The sequence below is a fragment of the Agromyces binzhouensis genome (assembly GCF_004135055.1).
In the GTDB taxonomy this organism is placed as follows: Bacteria; Actinomycetota; Actinomycetes; order Actinomycetales; family Microbacteriaceae; genus Agromyces; species Agromyces binzhouensis.
The window spans coordinates 1-7,396 of record NZ_SDPL01000127.1 but is presented as its reverse complement, the minus strand read 5'-3'; the positions used below and the strand labels follow the sequence as shown (position 1 = coordinate 7,396).

Genomic DNA, 7,396 nt, shown 5'->3' with positions numbered 1-7,396 from the left:
CCGATCTGTGCACGGGGCCGTGCGTCTCGGCGATCAGGCGCGAGACCTCGTCGGCGAGGGCGTCCGCGGCGCGCTGCATGAGGGGCTCGCCCGCCTCGAGCAGCGGGCGCTCGGCCGCGCGGACCTGCTCGGCCGTGTAGCCGTCGCGCGGCGACGGGGAGGCGTGGCGGTCGGCGGTGTCCATGCGGCCGAGCCTACGCCGCGGCATCCGCAACGCCACCGGTTCGTCGGAACGCGGACCCCGGGCACGCGAGAGGGGCCGGGCCCGCAGGCCCGACCCCTCACGGTCGATCGCTCAGCGCGTCACTGGACGACGTTGAACGCGTTGACGTTGCCGGCTCCGTAGAAGCCGTTGCGCTCGCCGCCCGTGCACGTCGCCGGGTAGCCCGGACGCGGCTCGTAGACGCCCTCCGGGCACTCGAGTGCCGTGGCGGTGCGCTCGAGGAACGATGCGAGCTGGCCGACCTTCATGTCGGGGTGCGCCGAGATCGCCAGCGCGGCGACGCCGGCCGCGTGCGGCCCGGCCATCGAGGTGCCCTGCGACCAGCCCCAGCCGCCCGGGACGGTCGAGAGCACGGCGTCCGTGATGGTGGACGACGCGCCACCGGTGCGGAAGCGCGTGTCGCCGCCCGGAGCCGTGACGTCGACGACGCCCTGGCCGTACGAGGAGTAGTAGCTCTTCTGCTCGGTCGGGCCGACGGCCGAGACCGTCACGACGCCCGGCGCCTCGGCCGGGAGGTCGCGGCACGCGCCGTTGACCTCGCGCGTCTCGACCTCGCCGCTGCCGTCGTTCGGGCTGCCGTCGTCGATGAACTTGTGCTGCAGGTCGACGTTGCTGTTGCCGGCCGACGCCACGGTGAGCGTGCCCTTCGACTGCGAGTAGCTCAGCGCGCGCTGCACGGCCTGCCAGACCGGGCGCTGGCGCGGGTCGTTCACGCAGTTGAACTCCCACGGGTCGATGTAGTAGCTGTTGTTCGTGATCGGCATGCCGTGGTCCGCGGCCCAGAGGTAGGCGCAGATCGCGGCCTCGGGGTAGATGTAGCCGTCGTCGTTCACGACCTTGACCGAGGCGACCTTCACGCCGGGCGCGACGCCCGCGATGCCGACGCCGTTGATCGCCGCCGCGATCGTGCCCGCGACGTGCGTGCCGTGCGACGACGTGGTGTTCCGCCACGCGGCCGGGTCGGTGTCGACGACGCCGCCCAGGCACGAGGCGCTCTGGTCGTACGCGACCTGCGATGCGAGGTCGGGGTGCGTGTAGTCGATGCCCGAGTCGAGCACGCCGACGACGACCGACGGGTCGCCCGTGGTCACCGCGTGCGCCTCGGGGACGTCGATCTGCTCCATGTCCCACTGGTAGCTCCAGTAGGGTTCCGCGGTCGGGTCCCCGGTCGCCTCGAGCGCCGATTCGTCGAGCACCTCGATCGCCTCGTCGTCGATCAGCGTCGTCCCGAGCCCGTCGGTCGAGGCGACGGACTGCACGCCCGCGCCGACGACCGAGGTCTCGAACGCCGTGTTCGTCGACGACGCCACGAGCACGCCGATCTGGTCGTAGCTGGCGACGACGGTGCCGCCGGCCGCCGCGACGCGCTTGGCGGCGGCCTTCGTGTTCGCGCCCTGCGGCGCGAGCACGAGGTAGGTGCTCTCCGGGCCGGCCGCGGCGGCGGGCACGGCGGCTGCCGTCCCGACCAGGCCCACGGCCAGGGCGACGGCGGATGCCGCGCCGATCACCTTGTGGTTCCTCATCCTGTCTCCGTTCGATGTGCGTGGAGTGGTGCACCGACGGCAGCTTGGGCCGTCGGACCGGCGTGTCCAGTGGATGCGACGATCGGCGGCGTCGGTGTAGGGCCGCGCGGCCGGTTCGGGCGAGCCTATCGGCGTGTCCCCCGTCCGGGGGATAGCCCTTCCCCTCGGCGCGTCGTCTCGCGCGCATGCGCGCAAGTAGGCTTGTCGGCATGTCGAAAGTCCTCTCGAGCCTTCCCGTCGGCGAGCGCGTCGGCATCGCCTTCTCCGGGGGTCTCGACACCTCCGTGGCGGTCGCCTGGATGCGCGAGAAGGGTGCGGTTCCGTGCACCTACACCGCCGACCTCGGCCAGCCCGACGAGCCCGACGTCGAGGCCGTCCCCGGCCGCGCGGTCGAGTACGGCGCCGAGATCAGCCGACTCGTCGACGTGAAGACCGCGCTCGTCGAGGAGGGCCTCGTCGCCCTGCAGTGCGGCGCCTTCCACATCCGCTCGGGCGGCAAGACGTACTTCAACACGACGCCGCTCGGCCGCGCGGTCACGGGCACGATGCTCGTGCGCGCCATGATGGAGGACGGCGTCGACATCTGGGGCGACGGCTCCACCTACAAGGGCAACGACATCGAGCGGTTCTACCGCTACGGCCTCATGGCCAACCCCCGGCTGCGCATCTACAAGCCCTGGCTTGACAGCGCGTTCGTCACCGAGCTCGGCGGGCGCACGGAGATGAGCGAGTGGATGCAGGCCCGCGACCTGCCCTACCGCGCGTCGGTCGAGAAGGCCTATTCGACGGATGCCAACATCTGGGGCGCCACGCACGAGGCCAAGAAGCTCGAGGAGCTCGACGCCGGCGTCACGATCGTCGAGCCGATCATGGGCGTGCGCTTCTGGGACGAGTCGGTCGCGATCGAGGGCGAGGACGTCACGGTCCGGTACGACCAGGGACGCCCGGTCGCGCTGAACGGCGTCGAGTTCGACGACCCGGTCGAGCTCGTGCTCGAGGCGAACCGCATCGGCGGGCGCCACGGGCTCGGCATGAGCGACCAGATCGAGAACCGCATCATCGAGGCGAAGTCGCGCGGCATCTACGAGGCGCCCGGCATGGCCCTGCTGCACATCACCTACGAGCGGCTCCTCAACGCGATCCACAACGAGGACACGATCGCCAACTACCACCAGGAGGGGCGCCGCCTCGGCCGCCTCATGTACGAGGGCCGCTGGCTCGACCCCCAGTCGCTCATGCTGCGCGAGTCGATCCAGCGCTGGGTCGGCTCGGCCGTGACCGGCGAGGTCACGCTGCGCCTCCGCCGCGGCGACGACTACACGATCCTGAACACCCAGGGTCCCGCGCTCAGCTACCACCCCGACAAGCTCTCGATGGAGCGCGTCGGCGACCAGGCGTTCGGCCCCGAGGACCGCATCGGCCAGCTCACCATGCGCAACCTCGACATCGCCGATTCGCGTGCGCGCCTCGAGCAGTACGCGACGCTCGGCATCGTCGGCGGTGCGACCGCGCAGCTCGTGGGCGAGATCGCCGCGGGCCGGGCGTCCGAGATCCTCGCCGGCGAGGCCGAGACCGCGCTCGACGCGGCGACGGATGCCGCGAACGAGGCCGCCGCGTTCGACCTCGGCACCGACTGACACGCGCGCGTTCCGGGTGTCACCGGCCGGAACGCGGCATCCGACCCGGTGCCGCCCGACTGGGCCGCCTCTCGCGCGCACGACGCAGTCGGTGCCATACTCGGCGACATCCGCGCGCCGCGTGACGCTGCGCGCCTCGCGACCGCTCGGGGAGGCTGCGATGCACGACCGTATCGACCGTCGGGACGTTCGGGCATGAGCGGCGGCGAGTGGGCCGCGGTCGTCGGCGGCCTCGTGGTCCTCCTCGACTGGGTGATCCGCATCGCGGCGCTCATCATCATCCCCAGGGACCGGAAGCCGACCGCCGCGATGGCGTGGCTGCTCGCCATCTTCCTGATCCCGTTCGTCGGGATCCTGCTGTACCTGCTCATCGGCAACATCCGGTTGCCGAAGCAGCGGATGGCGCGGCAGCAGGAGGCCGACCGGATGATCGCCGAACGGACGGCCGACCTCGACCTCGTCGCCGATCACGAGGCGTGGCCGGCGTGGTTCGACTCGACGGTCGCGCAGAACACCCGGCTGACCGGCCTGCCCGCGACATCCGGCAATCGTGCGACCCTGATCGACGACTACCAGGGCTCGGTCGACGCGATGGCGGCCGACATCGCCACCGCGTCGCGCTTCGTGCACGTGGAGTTCTTCATCGTCGCGTTCGACGACACGACGCGGGGCTTCTTCGCGGCGATGGAGGACGCGGTCCGCCGTGGCGTCCGCGTCCGGCTGCTCATGGACCACATCGCCTCGTCGAAGGTCCCCCTGCACAAGGCCACCATCGAGGAGCTCGACCGGATCGGCGTCGAGTGGCACTACCTGCTGCCGGTGCGGCCGTTCAAGGGCGAGTGGCAGCGGCCCGACCTGCGCAACCACCGCAAGATCGTCGTCGTCGACGGCGTGGTCGGGCACATGGGATCCCAGAACCTCATCGACCGGAGCTACGACTCGCCCAAGAACCTCAAGCGCGGCCTGAAGTGGCAGGAGCTCGTGGCGAGGGTCACCGGACCCGCCGTGGTCGAGCTCAACGCGGTGTTCCGCTCCGACTGGTACGCGGAGACGGGCGAGGTGCTCGGAGCCGAGGCGAACACGCCGGTCGAGGAGCTGCAGGTCGACACCTCGGCCGACGCGTTGGACTGCCAGGTCGTGCCGAGCGGTCCGGCGTTCGAGAGCGAGAACAACCTGCGGCAGTTCCTCACCCTGGTGAACTCGGCGCAGGAGCGGGTCATCATCACGAGCCCGTACTTCGTGCCGGACGAGGCGATGGTCTACGCGATCACGTCGGCGAAGCTGCGCGGGCTCGACGTGCAGCTGTTCGTGTCGGAGATCGGCGACCAGGGCGGGGTGTGGCACGCCCAGCGCTCGTACTACCGCGCCCTGCTGACCGCCGGCGTGCGGATCTGGCTGTACCCCGGCCCGTTCATCCTGCACGCGAAGCACGTCTCGATCGACGACGACGTCGCCGTGATCGGCTCGAGCAACATGGACATCCGGTCGTTCGCGCTGAACTTCGAGGTCACGATGCTCGTCCGCGGGGCGTCGTTCGTGGCCGACATGCGCGAGGTCGAGGCGCGCTACCGGGAGCTCGGGCGCGAGCTGACGCTCGAGGAGTGGAACCGCGAACCGGCGTCGGCGACGTTCCTCGACGGCATCGCGCGCCTCACGTCGGCACTGCAGTAGTCGACGACGGATGCCGCGGGCCGCGGCGCGCGCCGGTGCGCGCGGCACGTGGCTGGGCGTTCGCTGCGCGTTCGCGATAACTTGCACATCGATGTGCATGTTCTCCATAGACTGGCCGGATGCCGTCCGACACCGACGCGGGCCGCCGCTCTCGCCGTCGGGACGCGGCGCAGAACCGCGAAGCCCTCCTGAACGCCGCCGTGGTGATCCTCGCGACCGAACCCGATGCGTCGCTCGAGGCCGTCGCGGCGGCCGCCGGCCTGAGCCGCCGCGCACTCTACGGCCACTTCTCCGGCCGCGACGAGCTCATCGTCGCACTGATCGAGCGAGGGGCCGAGCGGCTCGTCGCCGCGGCATCCACCACCGACCACGCCGACGCGCCCGTCGCGATCGCACTCCTCTGCGCGCGCCTGTGGGACGCCGTCGACCACGTGCGCCTCCTCGCGCAGGTCGCCCTCCGCCAGCCCTACGTCGAGCGCGCCGCCTCGTCGCTCGACCCCGTGCGCCGGCGCCTCACCGTGTTCGTCGCCCGCGGCGTCGCCGACGGCACCGTGCGCGACGACATCCCCCAGGCCGTCCTCGCGCGGCTCATCCAGGAGTCGGCCCTCGCCGTGCTCGCCGAGGCCGCGCGCGCCGACCTGACCGATCCGGAGGGCCGCCGTCTGGTCATGCTCGCCGCGCTGGGCACGGCCGGGCTCTCCTGGCGCGAGGCCGGCGCGCTCATCGCCGACACCCCGGAACTCGCCGGGGAACACTGAGGATCGACCTCCACGGCGTTGCCCGGCCCCGCGCCGAGCGGCGCACTGCGGGAGCGCCCCGAGGGGGCGCGCTAGGCCGGCGTCTGCTGGTGCGCGGCCACGTGCCACGCGCCGTCGGCGTAGAGGTAGGTGGTCGACATCCTGAGGTCGGCCACGTCGTCGCCGCGCCGCGCGACCGCGCGGTAGGCGAGGATCCCGGCCCGGTCGCCGAGTCGGACGATCGCGGGCTCGTGGATCTCGTAGGCGTCCCACGGCGGCGAGCTGCGGAAGGCGGCGATCACGTCGTCGCGCCCGAGGAACGCCCCCTCGACGATCATGACCGCGTCACGGGTCATCGCGCGGGCGTAGTGCTCGCCGCCGTGGCCGTCGAGGATGGCACGCCATCCGGCGTGCTCCTCGTGGAGGAGTCGGGCGGGCAGATCGTCGGTGATCTCGGTCATGCGGCCACGCTACGCCTACATCCAGTTGCGGCGCTTGAAGATCGCGTAGAGCGCCACCGCGAAGGCCACCATGGCCAGGAGCGTGAGCGGGTACCCGAGCGGCTCGTCCAGCTCGGGCATGTACCGGAAGTTCATGCCGTAGACCGAGGCGATGAGCGTCGGGGCGAAGATGATCGCGGCCCAGCTGGAGATCCTCTTCACCTCCTCGCTCTGCCGGAGGCTCGTCTCGGTGAGGCGCTGCATCTCGTCGTTCTGGCGCTGCGTGACGAGCGTCGAGTGCACCGCGAGCGCGTTCTGCAGGAGTTGGCGGAAGGACTCGCCGCGGTCGACGATCCGGAGCACGTGGTCGTCGGCGTCGCGCAGGTAGCGCTGCAGTTCGAGGTCGACGTCGTACTTCTCGAAGCCGCGTTCGAGCGCCTGGAGCATGCCCCCGATGGGCTTCGTCGCGCGCTGGAAGTCCATCACCTCCGCGGCGAGGTCGTAGATGCGACGCGTCACCGCGGGATCGCCGTCGAACAGCTGCTGCTCGATCTCGTCGATGTCGTTCTCGAGCCCGGCGACGACCGGCGCGTACTCGTCGACGACCTCGTCGATCACCGCGTAGAGCACTGCCTCGGGGCCGCGGGCCAGCAGCTCGGGAGCGCCTTCGAGGCGCCGCCGCACCCGCGCCAGGTCGGGCGACTCGGCGTGCCGGATCGTGACGGCGAACCCGGGCCCGACGAACACGTGGAGTTCGCCGAACTCCACCTCCTCGACGTCGTCGAGGTAGCGCGCGGGCCTCAGCACCGCGAAGAGCGTCTGGCCGTACCGCTCGAGCTTCGGCCGCTGGTGCCCCTTCCGGGCGTCCTCGACCGCGAGGTGATGCAGCCCGAACTCCGCGGCGACGGCGTCGAGCTCGGCATCGGTCGGCCGGTACAGGCCGATCCAGGCGAATCCGCCGTGGCGCTCGCGGGTCTCGAAGGTCTCCTCGAGCGACGCCGGCGTCGCGACGCGCTGCCCGTCGCGGTACACCGCGTTGTCGATGATCGGCACGGGACCAGTGTCGTCCCGCGCGGGCGTCGCGCTGCCACGACACGCACGCACGGCGGCGCGACCGCTCGAGGCGCGAGGCCCCGGGCGGCCCGGCTCAGTGCGTCACGGCCCA

Annotated in this window: 6 protein-coding genes and 1 pseudogene; 3 read left to right on the top strand and 4 right to left on the bottom strand. The window is 71.6% G+C overall.

Annotation, left to right across the window (positions count from 1 at the left end; translation table 11 throughout):
• Both ESO86_RS08135 and ESO86_RS08130 read right to left on the bottom strand, forming a co-directional pair.
• Window positions 1–184, bottom strand: a pseudogene (locus tag ESO86_RS08135) (hypothetical protein); the annotation flags it as partial.
• 119 nt (window positions 185–303) lie between these two features.
• Window positions 304–1,746: a S8 family peptidase gene (locus tag ESO86_RS08130; RefSeq protein ID WP_129234450.1), complete on the bottom strand. Its 1,443-nt coding sequence runs from the start codon at window positions 1,744–1,746 to the stop codon at window positions 304–306.
• A gap of 209 nt (window positions 1,747–1,955) precedes the next feature.
• Here ESO86_RS08130 and argG point away from each other — a divergent pair, with 209 nt between their 5' ends.
• From argG to ESO86_RS08115, 3 genes are all read left to right on the top strand, one after another.
• Window positions 1,956–3,383, top strand: coding sequence for an argininosuccinate synthase (argG, locus tag ESO86_RS08125; protein ID WP_129234449.1), 1,428 nt, complete (start codon window positions 1,956–1,958; stop codon window positions 3,381–3,383).
• A gap of 195 nt (window positions 3,384–3,578) precedes the next feature.
• Window positions 3,579–5,054 carry a cardiolipin synthase gene (cls, locus tag ESO86_RS08120; protein WP_129234448.1) on the top strand — a complete coding sequence of 492 codons (1,476 nt, stop codon included), beginning with the start codon at window positions 3,579–3,581 and terminating at the stop codon, window positions 5,052–5,054.
• A 119-nt stretch (window positions 5,055–5,173) separates the two neighbouring features.
• Complete coding sequence (locus tag ESO86_RS08115) at window positions 5,174–5,812, top strand: TetR/AcrR family transcriptional regulator (protein ID WP_129234447.1); 639 nt, start codon at window positions 5,174–5,176, stop codon at window positions 5,810–5,812.
• Window positions 5,813–5,883: 71 nt separating this feature from the next.
• On the opposite strand, the gene ESO86_RS08110 is transcribed toward ESO86_RS08115, so the two are convergent.
• Window positions 5,884–6,252, bottom strand: coding sequence for a DUF4440 domain-containing protein (locus ESO86_RS08110; protein ID WP_129234446.1), 369 nt, complete (start codon window positions 6,250–6,252; stop codon window positions 5,884–5,886).
• Window positions 6,253–6,267: 15 nt separating this feature from the next.
• Window positions 6,268–7,284: a magnesium and cobalt transport protein CorA gene (locus ESO86_RS08105; RefSeq protein WP_129234445.1), complete on the bottom strand. Its 1,017-nt coding sequence runs from the start codon at window positions 7,282–7,284 to the stop codon at window positions 6,268–6,270.
• Window positions 7,285–7,396: the final 112 nt, after the last annotated feature.